The organism is Janthinobacterium sp. LM6 (assembly GCF_002002885.1).
Taxonomy (GTDB): Bacteria; Pseudomonadota; Gammaproteobacteria; order Burkholderiales; family Burkholderiaceae_D; genus Janthinobacterium; species Janthinobacterium kumbetense.
In genome coordinates, this window is sequence record NZ_CP019510.1 from 5,205,962 (window position 1) to 5,222,156 (window position 16,195).

Here is a 16,195-nt window from a genome sequence, read left to right on the forward strand (position 1 = left end):
CACCACCCAATACACGTAAATACACCGCCCTGGAAGGCAATCATGGCTGTAGCCGAAGAAATCGATGTGAACCGCATACCGCCGGAACCGGCGCCTGCCCGCTCGCCCGTGGAGTCCGTGCAAGCGTTCGCCAAGACGCCGATGGGCAAGAATTTCCTGCGCGGCCTGGGCGTGGCGGCACTGGTCGCCATCGGCGTGGCCCTGTACATGTGGAACCAGCCGCCCGAATACAAGGTCCTGTTTTCCAACTACACGGACCGCGACGGCGGCGCCATCACCGCATCGCTGGACCAGCTGGGCATCAAGCACAAGTTTTCCGAAGGCGGCGGCGCCATTCTCGTGCCATCCGAGCAAGTCCACGACGCGCGCCTGAAACTGGCCGCGCAAGGCTTGCCGAAGGGCGGCAACGTGGGTTTCGAGCTGATGGAAAACCAGAAGCTGGGCGTGTCGCAATTCCTGGAACAGGTCAATTTCCAGCGCGCGCTGGAAGGCGAGCTGGCGAAATCGATCGAATCGGTGTCCGCCGTCGACACGGCGCGCGTCCACCTGGCCCTGCCCAAACCGTCCGTCTTCGTGCGCGAACAGCAAAAACCGACGGCGTCCGTGCTGCTGAACCTGCATCCGGGCCGCGGCCTGGACCAGCTGCAGGTGAGCGCCATCGTGCACCTGGTGGCGTCCAGCGTGCCGGAATTGCTGCCAATCAATGTCACCGTGGTCGACCAGGCCGGCACCCTGCTGTCGAACCAGGAAAAGGACAAGGACCGCGCCAACGGCATCAAGAGCCTGGACCCGAACCAGCTGAAGTACGTGCAGCAATTGCAGCAAAGCGTGATCAAGCAGGTCGAATCGATCCTGCTGCCCATCGTCGGCGAAGGCAATGTGCGCGCCGAAGCGACGGCCGATGTTGATTTTTCGCAAAGCGAGCAGGCGGCAGAAACCTACAAGCCGAACTCGCCGCCGGAAGCGTCCACCATCCGCAGCCAGCAAACGAGCGAATCGACGGGCGCCGGCAATGCCAACCCGTCCGGCGTGCCGGGCGCGCTGTCGAACCAGCCGCCAGGCGTGGCCACGGCGCCATTGACGGCCGAGGCACCGGGCGCCCCGGGCGGCGCGCCGACGGCGCCGACACAGAAGGAATCGACGACGAATTATGAAGTCGACAAGACCGTGCGCTACGAACAGAAATCCATGGGCGGCCTGCGCCGCCTGTCGGTGGCCGTCGTCGTCAACTACCGCCGCAGCTTCGACAAGGATGGCAAGGTCACGGTCAAGCCGATTTCCCCAGCAGAAATGATCCAGATCAATAATCTGGTCAAGGAAGCGATGGGCTACAACAAGGAGCGCGGCGACAGCTTCAGCGTGGCCAACTCGCCCTTCGACGGCATCGACCGCGCGCCGGAAGGCAAGCTGGAGTGGTGGCGCGACCCCGCCAACTTGCCGCTGGCCAAGGAACTGGCGAAATTCCTCATCACGGCCCTGATCCTGCTGTATATCTTCATCAAGATCGTGCGCCCGATGCTGCGCCCTGTCATGCGCAAGATCGACGATTTCGGCGCCCCGCCGCCCGTCATCGAACCGGAACTGGCCAAGGACGGCGAAGAAAACGAAGTCCTGCTCAGCGAAGCGGAGCTGGAAGAACTGGAAGAAGACACGGCCCGCGGTTATCGCGAAAACCTGGCGATGGCCCGGAAACTGGCGCAGGAAGACCCGCGCGTCGTGGCCAACGTAATCAAAGCATGGATAGGCAATAATGACTGAGACAACGGGACTGCAAAAAGCATCGATCCTGATGCTGGCACTGGGCGAGAGCGAAGCGGCCGAGGTCATGAAATTCCTCGGGCCGCGCGAAGTGCTGAAACTGGGCGCCGCCATGGCCACCATGAAGGGCATCGCGCACGACCAGGTGGTCGAGGTGCTCGACGACTTCCGCGCGCAGACGGAACTCAATTCCACCGTCGGCCTCGATTCGGACGAATACATCCGCCAGGTGCTGACCAAGGCGCTGGGCGACGACAAGGCATCCGTGCTGCTGTCGCGCATCCTGGGCGGCAAGGACGCGTCCGGCATCGAATCGCTGAAGTGGATGGATTCGCAATCCGTGTCTGAGCTGATCCGCAACGAACACCCGCAGATCATCGCCACCATCCTCGTCCACCTGGAACGCGACCAGGCCTGCGAAATCCTCGGCCACTTTACGGACCGCCTGCGCAACGACGTGGTCTTGCGCATCGCCACCCTGGACGGCGTGCAGCCGGCCGCCTTGCGCGAACTCAACGATGTGCTGACGAAACTGCTGTCCGGTAACGAAAACATCAAGAAATCGTCGCTGGGCGGCGTGCGCGCGGCGGCCGAGATCCTGAACTTCATGAGCGGCGAGCAAGAAGGCTCCGTCATGGACAATATCAAGAATTACGACAATGACATGGCGCAAAAGATCATGGACGAAATGTTCGTGTTCGACAACGTGATCGATATCGACGACCGCGGCATCCAGCTGCTGCTGCGCGAAGTACAGTCGGAAATGCTGATCATCGCCCTGAAAGGCGCCTCGCAGGAACTGCGCGACAAGATCTTCAAGAACATGTCGCAGCGCGCCGGCGAGATGATGCGCGAAGACCTGGAATCGAAAGGCCCCGTGCGCCTGTCGGAAGTGGAATCGCAGCAGAAACAGATCCTGCAGATCGTGCGCCGCCTGGCGGACGAGGGGCAGATTGTCTTAGGCGGAAAAGGCGAGGATTCGTTTGTCTAGTTTAATTCCCAAAGAGCAGCAAACCGCCTACCAGCGCTGGGAAATGACCTCGTTTGGCGACGAGCGTCCCAGCGTGGTGGCGGCGCGCAAGCTGCTGGAACCGGATCCCGAGCCCGAAATCGACCCGTTTGCAGAATTGCACGAGGAAGAGCCGGCCCCGCCGCTCGAATACCCGACGCAGGAAGAACTCGACGCCATCCGCGAGGAAGCGCGCGCCACGGCCTTCGACGAAGGCCGCGCGGCCGGCTATGCGGAAGGCCATGCGGCCGGGCACGCCGATGGCCATGCGCAATCGTATGCGGAAGGCAAGGCTGCCTCCGCCGTGGAACTGGCGCACCTGCAAACCATCGCCGTCGACTTCGGCACGGCCGTGCACCAGGCCGACGAGCTGATCGCCAATGACGTGATGGAACTGGCCTTGCAACTGGCCAAGGGCATGCTGAAGACGGCCCTGCCCGTGCGCCCCGAGCTGATGCTGCCGATGGTGCGCGAAGCCATCGAATACTTGCCTGTGCTACAACAACCAGCCTTGCTGATGCTCAACCCGGACGATGCGCAAGTCGTGCGCGACGGTATCGGCGATGAGCTCGACAAGGGCGGCTGGCGCGTCATCGAAGACCCGTCCGTGGAACGTGGCGGTTGCAAGATCGACACGGCCAGCAACCAGATCGATGCGCAGACGTCCACCCGCTGGCACCGCCTGACGCATGCGCTGGGCAAAGACCTGGACTGGCTGGCGCCGTGAGCGAGCCCGTCAAAGGCCCTGCTGCCCATGCGGCGCGCTGGCGCGCCTACCTGAGCGACTGTACGGCCGTGGTCGGCTTTGTGGAACCAATGCAGATTTCAGGACGCGTCACGCGCGTGGCCGGCCTGGTGATGGAAGCCGTGGGCCTGCGCCTGGCCGTCGGCGCCGCCTGCACCGTGCCGCTGCCGAATGGCGGCCGGGTCGAGGCGGAAGTGGTCGGCTTCGAAGGCGAACGCCTGTTTTTGATGCCGCAAAGCGACGTCGAGGGCATCGTGCCCGGCACGCGCGTGTTTTCCGTCGAACCGGCCATCCCCCGCCCCGGCAGCGTGGCCCACCCGCGCCGCCGCCCCAGCGACCGCGCGCGCCACCTGCCCGTGGGGCCGCAACTGCTGGGCCGCGTGCTCGACGGCGCAGGCCGCCCGCTCGACCAGCTGGGCCCGCTGCACACGACCGACAGCGCCCCCATCAACGTGCGCCCCGCCAATCCCCTGGGCCGCGCGCCCATCGTCGACACGCTCGACGTGGGCGTGCGCTCGATCAATGCCATGCTGACCGTGGGCCGTGGCCAGCGCATGGGCCTGTTCGCCGGTTCCGGCGTGGGTAAAAGCGTGCTGCTGGGCATGATGGCCCGCTACACGGAAGCGGACGTGATCGTCGTCGGCCTGATCGGCGAACGGGGACGCGAAGTCAAGGAATTCATCGAGCAAATCCTGGGACCCGAAGGCCTGGCCCGCTCCGTCGTCGTGGCCGCGCCGGCCGACACGCCGCCGCTGATGCGCCTGCAAGGGGCCGCATATGCGACGGCGATTGCCGAACACTTCCGCGACCAGGGCCAAAACGTGCTGCTGATCATGGATTCACTGACCCGCTACGCCATGGCGCAGCGCGAAATCGCCCTGGCCATCGGCGAACCGCCCGCCACCAAGGGCTATCCGCCATCCGTCTTCGCCAAGCTGCCCGTGCTGGTGGAGCGGGCCGGCAATGGCGAGGAAGGCGGCGGCTCGATCACGGCCTTCTACACCGTGCTGACCGAGGGCGACGACCAGCAGGACCCGATCGCCGACTCGGCACGCGCGATTCTCGACGGCCATATCGTGCTGAACCGCCGCCTGGCCGAAGCGGGCCACTATCCCGCCATCGACATCGAGCAATCGATTTCGCGCGCCGCCCACTCGATCACCACGCATGAACACCAGCAGCAGGCGCGCAAGCTGAAACAGCTGTATTCGCGCTATGAGCGCAGCCGCGACCTGATCAGCGTGGGCGCCTACAGCGCCGGCACGGACCCCGTGCTGGACCAGGCCATCGCCCTGCATGAAAAGATCGAAGCGTTTTTGCAGCAGCAAATCACGGAGCGGGTCAGCATGGACGAGAGCTTGGGGCAACTTACCGCTCTATTCGACTGATTAGGGCTTGCACAGCGGGAATATAATCAGCCATGGCCTCTCCTTCCCAACTTGCAACCCTGATCGACCTTGCCCAGCGCGAAACGGATGACTGCGCCAAGCGCCTGGGCGCGGCCCTGAAAGCGCTCGACGATTGCCGCCAGAAGCTCGACATGCTGTCCGGCTACCGCGACGACTACGCCAAGCGCTTCGAGACAAGCATGAGCAGCGGCATCACGCCCATGGCCTACCGCAACTTCCAGGCCTTCATGGTCAAGCTCGACAGCGCCATCCTGGGCCAGCAGCAAGTGGTCGAGCATGCGCAAGCGCGCAGCGACAATGAAAAGATGCGCTGGCAGCTGGCCGAACGCAAGCGCATGTCGTACACCACCCTGAACAACCGGGCGCAGGAACAGGCGCTGAAGCTGGAAAACAAGCGCGACCAGAAAGCAATGGATGAGCACGCGGCGCGACAAGCCTATTACAAACGCTAAGCAACACTGAGGCAGCATCATGCAAACCCAGCCAACACCGATTTCCCAGATTATCTCGCCGAACGCCACGCCGGGCGCCGCCAACCGCAGCCAGCCGTCCACCAGCGGCACGGCGGGCGACTTCCAGCGCACCCTGAACCGCCAGATCGAGCAACGCCAGGCCAACCGCAATATGGTGCAGGCGCAAATGCAAGCGCCTGCGCCGGCGGCCCGCCCCGCCAGCCCTGCCGCCACGCCGTCACCCGCGCCCCAGGCGCCCGCCGGCGAAACGAAGCCGGTGCAAAGCGAACAGGCTGCCAGCAGCGAGCAGCCGCCAGCGCAGTCCAGCGAGGCGGCCCAGCCCGCCACCGCCGACAACGCCGGCACCCAGTCCGAGGCCAGCGTGCCTGCCGCCCCCGCCGCGACAGTCGCACCGCCGGCCGATCCGGCCGCCGAGATGCTGGCCCTGGTAGGCAGCATCCAGCTGGCCATCCAGCCGCCGGCGGCAGCCGCCAAAGCCGTGCCGGAACTGCCCGCGCGCGCCAGCGTCAAGGCCGACGGCAAGAACTTGGCCACAGGCCCCTTGCTGGCAGCCGGCCAGGGCAGCGGCAAGGCTGCCGCCACCGCGCAAACGGACGGCGGCGACTTTGCCGACAGCCTGGGCCAGGCCCAGGGCAAGGCGGTCGCCGGCAGCAGCCAGCCAGGCGCCAGCTTGCCAACCGGCAAGGCCGAACCTGGCAAGCTGGCCATCGACGCCCAGTTGGCAGCCACTGCCAAGGCGGGCGCCGCCGTGGCCGAACCGATTCTCAAGGAAACACCTGCCGACCTGAGCCGCCTGGCGGCCCAGTTGCAGCCGGGCGCGCTGCAGCAGGCCGCTGCCGCCGTGGCCGTGCCGGCCGACAAGCTGACGGGCCGGGTCGGCACGCCGGCCTGGGATCAGCAGCTGGGGCAGAAAGTCGTGTGGATGGCGGCCGGCGGCGACCAGAGCGCCACCCTGACCTTGAATCCGCCCGACCTGGGCCCCGTGCAAGTGGTACTGACGGTCACCAATGACCAGGCCGATGCCGCCTTCATGTCGGCCCAGCCGGAAGTACGCCAGGCGCTGGAAGCGGCCATGCCGCGCCTGCGCGAGATGATGAGCGAAGCGGGCATCGCCTTTGGCAACGCCACCGTCTCGGCCGGCACGCCGGAACAGCAAAACAATGGTGAACGCGCCGCCTCGGGCGAGCGCCGCGGCAATGGCCAGGGCGGCGGCGCAGCGGGTGGCGAGATCGCCATCGCGCCGGCGGCGGGCGGACGCAGCCGGCCCAGCCTGAGTGCCGTGGATACCTTTGCCTGAGGACAATTCGTCGTCCGCCAGCCACCGGCGCGCCCCAAGGCGTAACTTTTCGTCTAAAAACAGCGAGTTGAGGGCGCTTCCGCCCTCTTTTCACTGCATCCTTCTGCGCAGAATTTGCCGATAATGACATAATGGCGTCGTGATCCACTTCCATGCACTCGAGTACCATTGAAAGCAAATCCAAAAATGAAAGCAGATCCGAAAGCAGATGCAGGCCTGGCTCCCGCCGGCGCCTCGAAAAAGAAGCTTCTGATCATCGTGCTGGCCTCGGTGCTGGTGGCTGGCGGTATCGGTGGCGGTGCCGCCTGGTACTTCCTGCATGGCAAGGCCGATAAAGAAGAATCGGCGCCCAGCAAGAAAAAACATGCCGCTTCCAAGGCAGGTCCGCCCGTCTTCGTGCCCATCGATGCCTTCACCGTCAATTTGCAGCCGGAAAATGGCGAGCAATACCTGCAAATCGCGTTTACCTTGCAGGCCAGCAGCCCGGAAGAAATGGACTTGATCAAGATCAACATGCCGAAAGTGCGCAGCCGTTTATTGCTGCTGCTGTCCGGCAAGAAGGCGTCCGAACTCAATACCGTGGAAGGCAAGCAGCAACTGGCGGCCGAAATCATCAATCAGGTGAACCAGCCGTTCGAGGACAAAGGGCCGGAGCAGGACGTGACGGACGTATTATTTACCGCATTCATCATTCAATAAGCAGCCATGGCCGATAATTTCCTCTCCCAGGAAGAAGTCGATGCCCTTCTGAAGGGCGTCAACGGAGACCAGGACGACGCGCAGGCGCCGGAAGATGTCACGGGAGTTCGTACCTACAACCTGGCAACCCAGGAGCGCATCGTGCGCGGCCGGATGCCAACGTTGGAAATTATCAACGAGCGTTTCGCCCGGCTGCTGCGCGTGGGCCTGTTCAACTTCCTGCGCCGCAGCGCCGAAGTGTCGGTCGGTTCCGTGCGCGTATCGAAATACAGCGAGTTCATCCGTAACCTGGTGGTGCCGACCAACCTGAATTTGGTGCACATGAAGCCGCTGCGCGGCACGGCCTTGATGGTCTTCGATCCGGGCCTCGTGTTCTTGCTGGTCGACAATCTGTTCGGCGGCGACGGACGTTTCCATACGCGCGTCGAAGGGCGCGACTTTACGCAGACGGAGCAGCGCATCATCCTGCGCATCCTCGACATCGTCTTCGAAGCCTACACCAAGTCGTGGGAGCCGGTCTTCCCCGTCGAGTTCGAATATATCCGTTCAGAAATGAACACGCAGTTCGCCAACATCGCCACGCCGAACGAAGTGGTGGTGGCGTCCACGTTTACGGTGGAATTGGGCTCCGTTTCCGGACAAATCCACTTTTGCATGCCGTATTCGATGATCGAGCCGATCCGCGATTCGCTGACCTCGAGCCTGCAGGGCGAGGCGCTGGAAGTGGACAAGCGCTGGATACGCCTGATGACGCAGCAGATCCAGATCGCCGAAGTCGAGCTGGTGGCGTCGCTGGGCACGGCGCGCGTGTCCTTCGATGAAATCCTGAACATGAAGGTGGGCGACATCATCCCGCTGAATATTCCCGAACTGATCGCCGCCACCGTCGACGGCGTGCCCGTGATGGATTGCACGTACGGCGTGTTGAACGGACAATATGCGCTGAAGGTTGAAAAGTTGCTGGCTAACGCCGACAACATGAACAATCATTAAAAAATACCCGGGCCGCTGCGGCCCGCATCTGTACAACAGGAGAAACACATGTCTGACAACCAAGACGACCAAAGCGCGGAAGACGATTGGGGCGCGGCCATTGCCGAGCAGGCCAAGGCGGAAGCCGAAGCGCTGCAGAACCAGGCCGCCAATACGGCCAGCGCGGCCAGCGCCGCCGTGTTCAAGGACTTTTCCAAGCAGGCATCGAAGTCGGAAACGCACAACGATATCGATTTCATCCTCGATATCCCCGTGCAGCTGACGGTCGAACTGGGCCGCACCAAGATCGCCATCAAGAACCTGCTGCAACTGGCGCAGGGTTCCGTGGTCGAGCTCGACGGCCTGGCCGGCGAACCGATGGACGTGCTGGTGAACGGCTGCCTGATCGCCCAGGGCGAAGTGGTGGTGGTGAATGACAAGTTCGGCATCCGCCTGACGGACATCATCACGCCTTCCGAACGCATCCGAAAATTGAATAAATGAAGCCTGGCCTGTTGATTTCCACCGTGCTGCCGCTCCTGGCGGCATGCAGCATTGCGCACGCCGAACCGGCAACCGCCCCGGCGCCGGCGGCCAGCGCCGCCAGCGCTTCCGTCGCGCTGGCAAGCGAGACACCGCCAGCCGCCGCGGCGCCGGCCGCCTCAGCTGCAGCAGCGGTGCCGGCCTCCGCGCCTGCCGCCGCCCTGCCCGCCATGCCGCCCGGCGCACCGATGACGATGGCGCCGACCAGTTCGGCCGGCAGCTTGCTGCAAACCATCTTCGCACTCGTCTTCGTGCTGGCCCTCCTGATCGGCCTGGCCTGGTTCATGAAGCGCTATGGCCCCAAGGTCATGGGCGGCAACAGCAAGATGCGCGTCGTCAGCTCGCTCAACCTGGGCGGACGCGAACGCATCGTCCTCGTCGAAGTGGCCGACCAGTGGATCGTCGTCGGCGCCTCGCCCGGCAGGATCAACGCGCTGGCCACCATGCCGCGCCAGGAAGGCGAATTGCCGCAACTGGCCACGGCGCAAAACGGCCCTGCGGCCGCCAATTTTTCCGAGTGGCTGAAACAGACCATCGAAAAACGCAATGGGAAATAAGCAGCAGATGGCGTGGTCCACCTTGAAGACTCCCCTGACCTGGCTGCTGGCGGCAGCCGCCCTGGCCTTGCCGCTGTGGGCCATGGCCCAGCCGGGCATCCCGGCCTTCAACAGCACGCCGGCGCCGGGCGGCGGCCAGAATTACTCGTTGCCGGTGCAGACGCTCATCCTGATGACGTCGCTCACCTTCCTGCCGGCGGCCTTGCTGATGATGACCTGCTTTACGCGCATCATCATCGTGCTGTCGCTGCTGCGACAGGCTATCGGCACGCAATCGGCGCCGCCGAACCAGGTGCTGGTGGGCCTTGCCCTGTTTTTGACCCTGTTCGTCATGGGACCCGTGTTCGACAAGATTTATACGGATGCGTATCAACCGTATCAGGAAAACAAGATCAGCATGCAGCAGGCGATGGACAAGGGCGTCGATCCCCTGAAAACCTTCATGCTCAAGCAGACGCGCCAGGCCGACCTGGCCCTGTTCGCCAAGATGTCGCGCTCGCCGGCCCTGCAAGGCCCGGAAGACGTGCCGCTGCGCATCCTCGTGCCCGCCTTCGTCACCAGCGAACTGAAGACGGCGTTCCAGATCGGCTTTGCCATCTTCATCCCGTTCCTGATCATCGACATGGTGGTCGCCAGCGTGCTGATGTCGATGGGGATGATGATGATGTCGCCGGCGACCATCTCGCTGCCGTTCAAGCTGATGCTGTTCGTGCTCGTCGATGGCTGGCAGTTGCTGCTGGGTTCGCTGTCACAGAGTTTTTACTAGGGGAAATAAGATGACACCCGAAAGCGTCATGACCCTGGGCCGCCATGCGATGGAAATCACCCTCATGGTGGCCGCGCCCATGCTGCTCGTCGCCCTCATCATCGGCTTGATCGTGAGTATTTTCCAGGCGGCAACGCAGATCAACGAGGCGACCCTGTCCTTCATTCCGAAGCTGGTCGGCATTTTCGTCGCCCTCGTCGTGGCCGGCCCGTGGATGCTGTCCGTCATGCTCGACTACATGCGTCAGGTGTTTACCGGCATCCCGAACCTGGTTGGCTAGTGCAGCGCTTGCTGATCCTCCCATGCTGACTCTGTCCAGCATCGAACTCAATACCTGGATCGCAGCACTGCTGTGGCCGCTTAGCCGCATCCTCGGCCTGATTGCGGCCGCCCCCCTGTTCGGCAACGCGGCCGTGCCGGCCACCGTGAAGGTGAGCCTGGGCGCCCTGCTGGCCATGATCATCGCCCCCACCGTGCCGGCCTTGCCTGCCGTCAACCCGATGTCCTTGCCCGGTTTATTGATCCTCACGCAGGAGATGCTGGTGGGCCTGGCCATGGGCTTTTCCATCCGCATCGTGTTTTCCGCCATCGAAATGGCCGGCGAAATCAGCAGTCTCACCATGGGCCTGGGCTTCGCCTCATTCTTCGACCCGCAAACCAAGGGCAGATCTTCCGCCATCAGCCAGTTCCTCGTCATGCTGGCCACCTTGATGTTTTTGACCGTCAATGGCCACCTGGTCTTGCTGGCGGCGCTGGCAGAAAGCTTTGTCAGCCTGCCGATTTCATCGAGTCCCATCAGCGGCGGCGGCTTCCAGCAATTGGCAGCGTGGGGCGGGGAAATTTTCCGTTCCGGCCTGCAAATTTCTCTGCCCATCATCGCCGCCCTGCTGCTGACCAACGTAGCCCTGGGCATCTTGACGCGGGCCGCGCCGCAACTGAACATCTTCGGTATCGGTTTTCCCGTCACCCTGGGCGTGGGCTTGCTGGTAATCAGCATGGTCCTGCCCTACCTGGCCACGCCCTTCCAGAACATGTTCCTGCGCGGCATAGAAACGGCGCGCCTGCTGCCGCGCGGCTTTGCCACGCGCGACCGGCCGCCGCCGCCCGCGCCGCCGAATCCCCTGCGCCCGGCAACGCCTGCACCGGCACCGCTGCCGCCCGCGCGCTGATCAGGGCTGCCAGCCCAGCGCGTGGCGCAGCAACAGCGCGGACAACACGAACATGGTGACGCCGATCAAGCCATCGAGCACTTGCCAGGCCCGGGGCCGCGCAAACCACGGCGCCAGCCAGCGCGCGCCATATCCCAGCGATGCAAACCACAGCAGGCTGGCCGCGCCCGCGCCAGCGATAAACCAGCCGCGCAGCGCGCCCGGCTGCTGGGCGCCAATACTTCCCACCAGCAATACCGTATCCAGATACACGTGCGGGTTGAGCAAAGTTAAAGGCCGCCGCCTGGGCCAGGATGGCCGTCAGGCCCAGTCCGGCGCGCCCCTCGGCGGCGCGCAACTGCTGCGGCCGGCGGGCGCGCCGCAGGGCTTGCCAACCGTAGACGGCCAGGAAGGCGGCGCCGCCCAGCGCCAGCGCGCTGGCCAGCAAGGGGCGCTGCCCCAACGCATGGGCCATGCCCAGCACCCCGGCGCCGATCAGCGCCGCATCGGCCAGGGCGCAAAACAGCACGATGGCACCCACATGTTCGCGGCGCAAGCCTTGCCGCAAGACAAAGGCATTTTGCGAGCCGATGGCGACGATGAGTCCCAGGCCCAGGGTCAAGCCCTGGAAAAAGACGGAAAAAACCAGTGGTGTGGTGGCGCTCGAGAGTGTCATGCGGCGATCTTGCCAGCCGAAAGGAATGAAGGCAAACTACCTTTTCTATAGCTAGTTAAGGAAAACTTCATTCATGCTCGATTATGCCGCCCTCGCTGCCCTGGCCGCCGTCATCCGCGAAGGCAGTTTCGAGCGCGCGGCGCGCACCTTGCACGTGACGCCATCGGCCATCTCGCAGCGCATCCGCCTGCTGGAAGAGCGCGTCGGCTGCGCGCTGGTGATACGCGACCAGCCCTGCCGCGCCACGGAAACGGGCCGGCGCCTGTGCCAGCACGTGGACCAGGTGCAGCTGCTGGAACAGGATTTGCAGGGGACCTTGCCGGCGCTGGCAGTGCAGGGGCAGTCGCGCGCCAGCGTGCCCATCGCCGTGAATGCCGACAGCCTGGCCACCTGGCTGGCGCCCGCCATCGCCGCCTTTGCGGCCGAATACCCAGTGCTGCTGCAAGTGGCCGTCGACGACCAGGACCATACGGCCGAATGGCTGCGCAGCGGCGCCGTGCTGGCGGCCGTCAGCGCCACGGCCCGGCCCGCATCGGGCTGCAACAGCCGCCCGCTGGGCGCCATGCGCTACCTGGCGGCCGCCAGTCCCGCCTTCCTGCAGCGGTATTTTGCCCACGGCGTGGGCGCCGCCAGCCTGGCGCTGGCGCCCAGCCTCGTCTTCAATACCAAGGACGAGCTGCAGGCGCGCTGGGTGCGGCGCCTGTGCCACCGGCACGTGGAATTGCCGCGCCATGCCCTGCCCTCATCGCACGCCTTCGTCACGGCCGCCCTGGCGGGCATGGGCTGGGGCTTGCACCCGCAGGCGCTGATCCAGCCATGTCTCGACAATGGCAGCCTGGTCGAACTGCTGCCCGCTACGCCCCTCGATGTGCCGCTGCACTGGCATACGGCGCGCGCCGCGTCCGGCCTGCTCGACGGCTTGAGCGGCGCCATCCTGGCCGCCGCCCGCACGGACCTGCTGCCGCCCTGATTGCCAGCCTCAGGGCTGGTCGCTGCTGAGCGCAAAGCGCCGGCGCCGCAAGTCGACGTTCAAGCGCAGCTGGTGATGCTTGACCAGGTAGCGCACGCCGACCAGCGCCGCCGCCAGGCCCGACAGCGCGGCGATGCCCAGCGCCCAGCGCGGGCCGAAGGTGTCGGCTACCCAACCCACGATGGGCGCGCCAAGCGGCGTGCCGCCGGCCGAGATGGCCAGCACGATGGCCATGACCCGGCCCCGCATGGCGGGCGCCGTCGACAGCTGCACGCTGCTGTTGACGCTGGTGGTAAACGTTTGCGCGGCGATGCCGATGACTACCAGCATCATGCCGAACAGCCAGTAATTGGGCATCACGGCGGCCAGCGCGCACGCCAGGCCGAACAGCGCCGCCGCCCCCAGCAGCAAGGCCAGCGTCGGCTGGCCCCGCCCCGCCGCCAGCAGGGCGCCGGCCACGGAGCCGCAAGCCATCACGGAACTGAGCACGCCATACTGGCCGGCGCCCGCATGGAAGGCCGTCACGGACATGGTCGACAGGAAAATCGGGAAGTTCAGGCCGAAAGTGCCGATCAGGAACAGCATCAGCAAAATGGCCATCAGGTCGGGCCGCTGGCGCACGTAGCGGAAACCCTCGCCCAGGCTGGCCCGCGTGGCCTTCAGGCGCGGCGCGCGGCGCAGCAATTCCACGCGCAGCAGCAACAGCGAACCGATCACGGCGGCAAACGAGACGGCGTTGATGATGAAGACCCAGCCGCTGCCGACGCTGCTGATCAGCAAGCCGGCCACGGCCGGGCCCAGCATGCGCGCCGCATTGAACGAGGTGGAATTGAGCGCCACGGCATTGGTCAAGTCTTCCTCGCCGACGATTTCGGCCACAAAAGTCTGGCGCACGGGCGCATCGAAGGCCGTCACGCAGCCCAGCAGGAAAGCAAACACATACACGTGCCACAGTTGCACGAGGCCGCTGATGCACAGCAAACCCAGGCACAGCGCCAGCAAACCCATGGCCGCCTGCGTGCACAGCAGCAATTTCCTGCGGTCGAGCAAGTCGGCCGCCATGCCCGTCAGGGGCAGCAACAGCAGTTGCGGGCCGAATTGCAAGGCCATGACGATGCCGACGGCGCTGGCATTGTGCTGCGTCAATTCGCTCAGCACCAGCCAATCCTGCGCCGTGCGCTGCATCCAGGTGCCGATATTCGACACGAGGGCGCCGCCGGCCCAGATACGGTAATTGGGATTGCGTAGCGAACGGAATGTGTTGTTCATCTGGGCGTGCGGGCTCCTTGCCGGGGTCGTGGTGGAAAATTCAGCGGATCACTCCGCCAAACGTTTGAGTAATGCCACCGCATGGTTCAGTTCGGTGACTTCGTCCGGCGTGAGCCGGGTTTCAATGGTGCGTGCCAGCCAGTCTTCGCGCGCGGCGCGGCTGGCTGCGATCCAGGCGCGGCAACTGTCCGTCAGGGTCAATAGCGTTTGCCGGCCGTCGAGCGGATCGGGCGAGCCCGTCACCATCCGCGCCTCGGTCAGCGCCAGCACGGTGGCGGCCATCGACTGGGGCCGCATGCCTTCGGCACGCGCCAGGCTGCTGGCCGTGGCCGGGCCGTCGCGTTCAAGACGGCTGAGCACAGATGCCTGCGACATGCTGACATCGCCCAGGTGCGCCTCTTCGCGCAGGCGGCGGCGCAGCTTGCCGACCAGGATGCGCAATTCGCCGGCCAGTTGCAGAACTTGTTCGTGGTCTTCTTGCGGGACGGTCATGGCAGTCATGTAGTGGATCAACAGCCTCCACTATAACAGATATGCAGGTAGACTGCACAGTTTGCCTGCATATTTTATCAAGATAGCCATCTTGCGGACGCAAAAAAGCCGGGGCGGGAGATCTGCTCCCAGCCCCGGCTTGCCGGCCATCCGATGCGGATCGCTTAGCTGATGTAATTGAACAGCGACAGGCCCGAGATCGAGGTAAACGACTTCTGCGCCGCCTGCAGGGTGATCTGTTGCTGGCTGAACAGGGAAATCGCCTTCACCATATCCAGGTCCTGCAAGCCCGACAGGGTGCTCGCATACTGCAGGTCGAGGTCGTCGCCGGCGCTGTCGAGCGTGTCGAGTTCCTTCAGGCGCGAACCGACTTCCGCGCGCACCGACAGCACGTTGTCGTAAGCCGTGTCGAGGATATCGTGCGCCGCGTTCAGGCCGGCCGTCAGGCGCGCCTGCCCCGCGTCGCCCGAGGCCGGCTGGCCCAGCACACCGATCAGCTTGGTGATGGTGCTAAAGATCGATTCCTTGCCGCTGGGCTCCAGGGTGAACTTGTCCAGGTCGGCCGGCTTGCCCGCGACATTGACTTGCTGGCCGTCAAAGTTGATGGCGTCGCCAGACTTGTAGGGCACGGGCACGGCGGGATTCGGGATGGTCTGGCCCAGGGTTACGTCCGTCACGGTATAGGTCGTGACGGCAGCGGTGCCCGTGCCCGTCACCTGGAAATCGATCGAGTACTTATGCCCCGTCAACTTGGTGGGATCGGTGACGGTGCCGCCGGAAATGATGCCGGCGCCGCCGCGCGTGAAGTTGCCCGGATCGGCCGCCGTGGTGAACTTGCCGTTGCCCGTCAAATTATTCTCAAACACGGTCGCGCCCGAATCGCTGGTGGCCAGGTAGCGGGCCGAGCCCACTTGCAGCTCGCGCTGGCCCTGGTCGCCCACGTAGGTGGCGCCGCCCGGCGTCTGGCTGAACGGTTGCGTCGTCGACTTGTAGCCGGCAAACAGGTAGCCGCCCGCGTTGTCGGACGTGTTGGCGATGCCCAACAGATCGGTCAAACGGCCCTGCAGCTCCGTGGCCAGGCTCTGGCGGTCGACATCCTTCAAGGCCGGATTGCCGGCCTTGAGCACCAGATCCTGCACGTCGGCGATCAGCGAAGTGGTGCTGGCCAGGGCCAGCTCTTCCTGCGAGAGGAAATTCTTGGCGTTCGAGCGGTTCGTCACGAATTGCGTGTTGATCGTTTGCGACTGCGTCACTTCCAGCGCGCGCGCCGAGGCGATCGGGTCGTCGGCCGGCGTCAGGTTGCGGCGGTTCGCCGACAGCTGCATCTGGGTACGGTTCAACGCGCCCTGCAGGTTGTTCAGCTGCGTGCTGCCCGCGTCATAGATCATTTTGGTACTGATGCGCATGATGCT

17 protein-coding genes and 1 pseudogene are annotated in these 16,195 nt (G+C 64.6%); 14 read left to right on the top strand and 4 right to left on the bottom strand.

Features of this window, described 5'->3' with window-relative positions; genetic code table 11:
* Positions 1 to 42: 42 nt before the first annotated feature.
* From fliF to fliR, 13 genes are all read left to right on the top strand, one after another.
* A complete protein-coding gene (gene fliF, locus BZG29_RS22805) occupies positions 43 to 1,758 on the top strand; it encodes a flagellar basal-body MS-ring/collar protein FliF (RefSeq protein WP_077407808.1) in 1,716 nt (571 codons plus the stop codon).
* Complete coding sequence (gene fliG, locus BZG29_RS22810; protein WP_077407811.1) at positions 1,751 to 2,749, top strand: flagellar motor switch protein FliG; 999 nt, start codon at positions 1,751 to 1,753, stop codon at positions 2,747 to 2,749. Before fliF ends, fliG begins: the two co-directional genes overlap by 8 nt.
* 43 nt (positions 2,750 to 2,792) lie before the next feature.
* Complete coding sequence (locus BZG29_RS22815) at positions 2,793 to 3,494, top strand: flagellar assembly protein FliH (protein ID WP_077407813.1); 702 nt, start codon at positions 2,793 to 2,795, stop codon at positions 3,492 to 3,494.
* 89 nt (positions 3,495 to 3,583) lie between these two features.
* Positions 3,584 to 4,900, top strand: a complete 1,317-nt coding sequence (gene fliI / locus BZG29_RS22820; RefSeq protein WP_233516143.1) for a flagellar protein export ATPase FliI — start codon at positions 3,584 to 3,586, stop codon at positions 4,898 to 4,900.
* A 32-nt stretch (positions 4,901 to 4,932) separates the two neighbouring features.
* Positions 4,933 to 5,373, top strand: coding sequence for a flagellar export protein FliJ (gene fliJ / locus BZG29_RS22825; RefSeq protein ID WP_077407817.1), 441 nt, complete (start codon positions 4,933 to 4,935; stop codon positions 5,371 to 5,373).
* A 19-nt stretch (positions 5,374 to 5,392) separates the two neighbouring features.
* Positions 5,393 to 6,691: a flagellar hook-length control protein FliK gene (locus BZG29_RS22830; RefSeq protein ID WP_077407819.1), complete on the top strand. Its 1,299-nt coding sequence runs from the start codon at positions 5,393 to 5,395 to the stop codon at positions 6,689 to 6,691.
* Positions 6,692 to 6,877: 186 nt separating this feature from the next.
* The gene (gene fliL / locus BZG29_RS22835) at positions 6,878 to 7,390 is read left to right on the top strand and encodes a flagellar basal body-associated protein FliL (RefSeq protein WP_035821361.1); all 513 of its coding nucleotides are present in this window, start codon (positions 6,878 to 6,880) and stop codon (positions 7,388 to 7,390) included.
* A 6-nt stretch (positions 7,391 to 7,396) separates the two neighbouring features.
* Entirely contained in the window at positions 7,397 to 8,383 is a 987-nt protein-coding gene (gene fliM, locus BZG29_RS22840; RefSeq protein WP_034754035.1) for a flagellar motor switch protein FliM, read from the top strand.
* Positions 8,384 to 8,431: 48 nt separating this feature from the next.
* Positions 8,432 to 8,866 carry a flagellar motor switch protein FliN gene (fliN, locus tag BZG29_RS22845; protein ID WP_034754038.1) on the top strand — a complete coding sequence of 145 codons (435 nt, stop codon included), beginning with the start codon at positions 8,432 to 8,434 and terminating at the stop codon, positions 8,864 to 8,866.
* Entirely contained in the window at positions 8,863 to 9,462 is a 600-nt protein-coding gene (gene fliO, locus BZG29_RS22850) for a flagellar biosynthetic protein FliO (protein ID WP_077407823.1), read from the top strand. The genes fliN and fliO overlap by 4 nt, the downstream gene beginning before the upstream one ends.
* 82 nt (positions 9,463 to 9,544) lie before the next feature.
* Positions 9,545 to 10,228 carry a flagellar type III secretion system pore protein FliP gene (gene fliP / locus BZG29_RS22855; RefSeq protein ID WP_253192912.1) on the top strand — a complete coding sequence of 228 codons (684 nt, stop codon included), beginning with the start codon at positions 9,545 to 9,547 and terminating at the stop codon, positions 10,226 to 10,228.
* A 10-nt stretch (positions 10,229 to 10,238) separates the two neighbouring features.
* A complete protein-coding gene (gene fliQ, locus BZG29_RS22860) occupies positions 10,239 to 10,508 on the top strand; it encodes a flagellar biosynthesis protein FliQ (protein ID WP_035821365.1) in 270 nt (89 codons plus the stop codon).
* A gap of 22 nt (positions 10,509 to 10,530) precedes the next feature.
* On the top strand, positions 10,531 to 11,397 hold the full coding sequence (fliR, locus tag BZG29_RS22865) for a flagellar biosynthetic protein FliR (RefSeq protein ID WP_077407827.1): 867 nt from the start codon (positions 10,531 to 10,533) through the stop codon (positions 11,395 to 11,397).
* Here the strand turns inward: fliR and BZG29_RS22870 are convergent.
* Positions 11,398 to 12,052 (bottom strand): annotated as a pseudogene (locus BZG29_RS22870) (LysE/ArgO family amino acid transporter).
* Positions 12,053 to 12,125: 73 nt separating this feature from the next.
* Here BZG29_RS22870 and BZG29_RS22875 point away from each other — a divergent pair.
* Positions 12,126 to 13,022, top strand: a complete 897-nt coding sequence (locus BZG29_RS22875) for a LysR family transcriptional regulator ArgP (protein WP_077407829.1) — start codon at positions 12,126 to 12,128, stop codon at positions 13,020 to 13,022.
* A gap of 9 nt (positions 13,023 to 13,031) precedes the next feature.
* Here the strand turns inward: BZG29_RS22875 and BZG29_RS22880 are convergent, their stop codons facing one another.
* The 3 genes from BZG29_RS22880 to flgL all read right to left on the bottom strand — a co-directional run bounded on the left by BZG29_RS22880 (position 13,032) and on the right by flgL (position 16,189).
* Entirely contained in the window at positions 13,032 to 14,291 is a 1,260-nt protein-coding gene (locus BZG29_RS22880) for an MFS transporter (protein ID WP_077407831.1), read from the bottom strand.
* Positions 14,292 to 14,339: 48 nt separating this feature from the next.
* The gene (locus tag BZG29_RS22885) at positions 14,340 to 14,783 is read right to left on the bottom strand and encodes a MarR family transcriptional regulator (RefSeq protein ID WP_077409249.1); all 444 of its coding nucleotides are present in this window, start codon (positions 14,781 to 14,783) and stop codon (positions 14,340 to 14,342) included.
* Between the two features lie 164 nt (positions 14,784 to 14,947).
* Positions 14,948 to 16,189 carry a flagellar hook-associated protein FlgL gene (flgL, locus tag BZG29_RS22890; RefSeq protein ID WP_171985091.1) on the bottom strand — a complete coding sequence of 414 codons (1,242 nt, stop codon included), beginning with the start codon at positions 16,187 to 16,189 and terminating at the stop codon, positions 14,948 to 14,950.
* Between the last annotated feature and the right edge of the window lie 6 nt (positions 16,190 to 16,195).

Coding starts and splice junctions, on each gene's coding strand:
- fliF (WP_077407808.1), top strand. CDS start 43: ATGGCTGTAGCCGAAGAAATCGATGTGAACCGCATACCGCCGGAACCG.
- fliG (WP_077407811.1), top strand. CDS start 1,751: ATGACTGAGACAACGGGACTGCAAAAAGCATCGATCCTGATGCTGGCA.
- BZG29_RS22815 (WP_077407813.1), top strand. CDS start 2,793: ATGACCTCGTTTGGCGACGAGCGTCCCAGCGTGGTGGCGGCGCGCAAG.
- fliI (WP_233516143.1), top strand. CDS start 3,584: ATGCAGATTTCAGGACGCGTCACGCGCGTGGCCGGCCTGGTGATGGAA.
- fliJ (WP_077407817.1), top strand. CDS start 4,933: ATGGCCTCTCCTTCCCAACTTGCAACCCTGATCGACCTTGCCCAGCGC.
- BZG29_RS22830 (WP_077407819.1), top strand. CDS start 5,393: ATGCAAACCCAGCCAACACCGATTTCCCAGATTATCTCGCCGAACGCC.
- fliL (WP_035821361.1), top strand. CDS start 6,878: ATGAAAGCAGATCCGAAAGCAGATGCAGGCCTGGCTCCCGCCGGCGCC.
- fliM (WP_034754035.1), top strand. CDS start 7,397: ATGGCCGATAATTTCCTCTCCCAGGAAGAAGTCGATGCCCTTCTGAAG.
- fliN (WP_034754038.1), top strand. CDS start 8,432: ATGTCTGACAACCAAGACGACCAAAGCGCGGAAGACGATTGGGGCGCG.
- fliO (WP_077407823.1), top strand. CDS start 8,863: ATGAAGCCTGGCCTGTTGATTTCCACCGTGCTGCCGCTCCTGGCGGCA.
- fliP (WP_253192912.1), top strand. CDS start 9,545: ATGGCCCAGCCGGGCATCCCGGCCTTCAACAGCACGCCGGCGCCGGGC.
- fliQ (WP_035821365.1), top strand. CDS start 10,239: ATGACACCCGAAAGCGTCATGACCCTGGGCCGCCATGCGATGGAAATC.
- fliR (WP_077407827.1), top strand. CDS start 10,531: ATGCTGACTCTGTCCAGCATCGAACTCAATACCTGGATCGCAGCACTG.
- BZG29_RS22875 (WP_077407829.1), top strand. CDS start 12,126: ATGCTCGATTATGCCGCCCTCGCTGCCCTGGCCGCCGTCATCCGCGAA.
- BZG29_RS22880 (WP_077407831.1), bottom strand. CDS start 14,291: ATGAACAACACATTCCGTTCGCTACGCAATCCCAATTACCGTATCTGG.
- BZG29_RS22885 (WP_077409249.1), bottom strand. CDS start 14,783: ATGACCGTCCCGCAAGAAGACCACGAACAAGTTCTGCAACTGGCCGGC.
- flgL (WP_171985091.1), bottom strand. CDS start 16,189: ATGCGCATCAGTACCAAAATGATCTATGACGCGGGCAGCACGCAGCTG.